This window comes from Mycobacterium gastri, from assembly GCF_002102175.1.
In the GTDB taxonomy this organism is placed as follows: domain Bacteria; phylum Actinomycetota; class Actinomycetes; order Mycobacteriales; family Mycobacteriaceae; genus Mycobacterium; species Mycobacterium gastri.
The window spans coordinates 1-1,234 of the sequence record NZ_LQOX01000012.1 but is presented as its reverse complement, the minus strand read 5'-3'; the positions used below and the strand labels follow the sequence as shown (position 1 = coordinate 1,234).

The 1,234-nt window shown below is 78.0% G+C and carries 1 protein-coding gene; it reads left to right on the top strand.

Going from position 1 to position 1,234, the window contains the following annotated elements:
- On the top strand, nucleotides 1–1,234 hold a 1,234-nt coding region (locus AWC07_RS27915; protein WP_208622339.1), incomplete at both ends, for a PGRS repeat-containing protein.

Below are 1,234 nucleotides of genomic sequence, written 5' to 3'. Positions count from 1 at the left end.
GGGCGGCGGGACGTCTTTGACCGGCAACGGCGGGGCCGGCGGCAACGGCGGGGCCGGCGGCCTGCTTTCCGGCAACGGCGGCGTCGGCGGCGCTGGCGGGCTTGCAGTAAACACCGGGGTCGGCGGGGCCGGCGGAATCGGCGGGGCCGGCGGACTGTTGGGTGCCGGCGGGGCCGGCGGTAGCGGTGGAGCTAGCGCCACCGGCGTCGGCGCGGCCGGCGGGGCCGGCGGGAACGCCGGGCCGCTCGCCGGGCTGGTCGGCGCAACCGGCGGCCACGGCGGGGCCGGCGGACTAGGTGTATCGGATGGGGGTTCCGGCGGCGCTGGCGGGGCCGGCGGCATGCTTGCCGGGCCAGGTGGCGACGGCGGGAACGGCGGGCCCGGCGGTACGGGCGTCGGAGGTGCTGGCGGCGCCGGCGGAAAGGCCGGCTTCCTGTTCGGCGCGGGTGGGGCCGGCGGGGCCGGCGGCAATGCCACCGGCGGAGGGACGGGCGGAACCGGCGGCGACGCTGGCCTGCTGTTGTCCAGCGGTGGGGCTGGCGGTGCCGGAGGGATCGGTGGGGTCGGTGGGGTCGGCGGGGCCGGCGGCAATGCCGGCGTGATCGGCTTCGGCGGAGCCGGCGGCGTCGGCGGGCTCGGCACGGTTGGCAACGGAGGTGTCGGCGGAACCGGTGGCCGGGGCGGCCTGCTGTTCGGCAGCGGCGGCGCGGGCGGTGAAGGCGGCCAGAGCAGCCTGATGTCGGGTGGTGTCGGCGGCACGGGCGGCAGCGCGGTGCTGATCGGCACCGCGGGTAATGGCGGCAACGGCGGGTTTGGCCCAACGATCGGCAGCAGCGGCGCCAGCGGCACCACTAGTCCACTGCAGCCCCTGTTCAACGTCATCAATGCACCCACCGAGGCACTGCTGAACCGCCCGCTGATCGGCAATGGGACTAATGGAGCCGCGGGCAGCGGACAACCTGGCGCACCCGGCGGATTCCTGCTCGGCGACGGCGGGGCCGGCGGCTCCGGCGCGCAGGGTCAAAACGGCGGGGCCGGTGGCGCGGCCGGGCTGTGGGGCAGCGGCGGCGCCGGCGGCACCGGCGGGTTCTCGTCGACCACCAACGGCGGGACCGGTGGAGCGGGCGGCGCCGGCGGGCTGCTGGGCACCGGTGGCGGCGGTGGAGCCGGCGGATTCGCCATTGCCGTCGGCGCAGCCGGTGGGGCCGGGGGCGCCGACGGCAATGGCGAATCC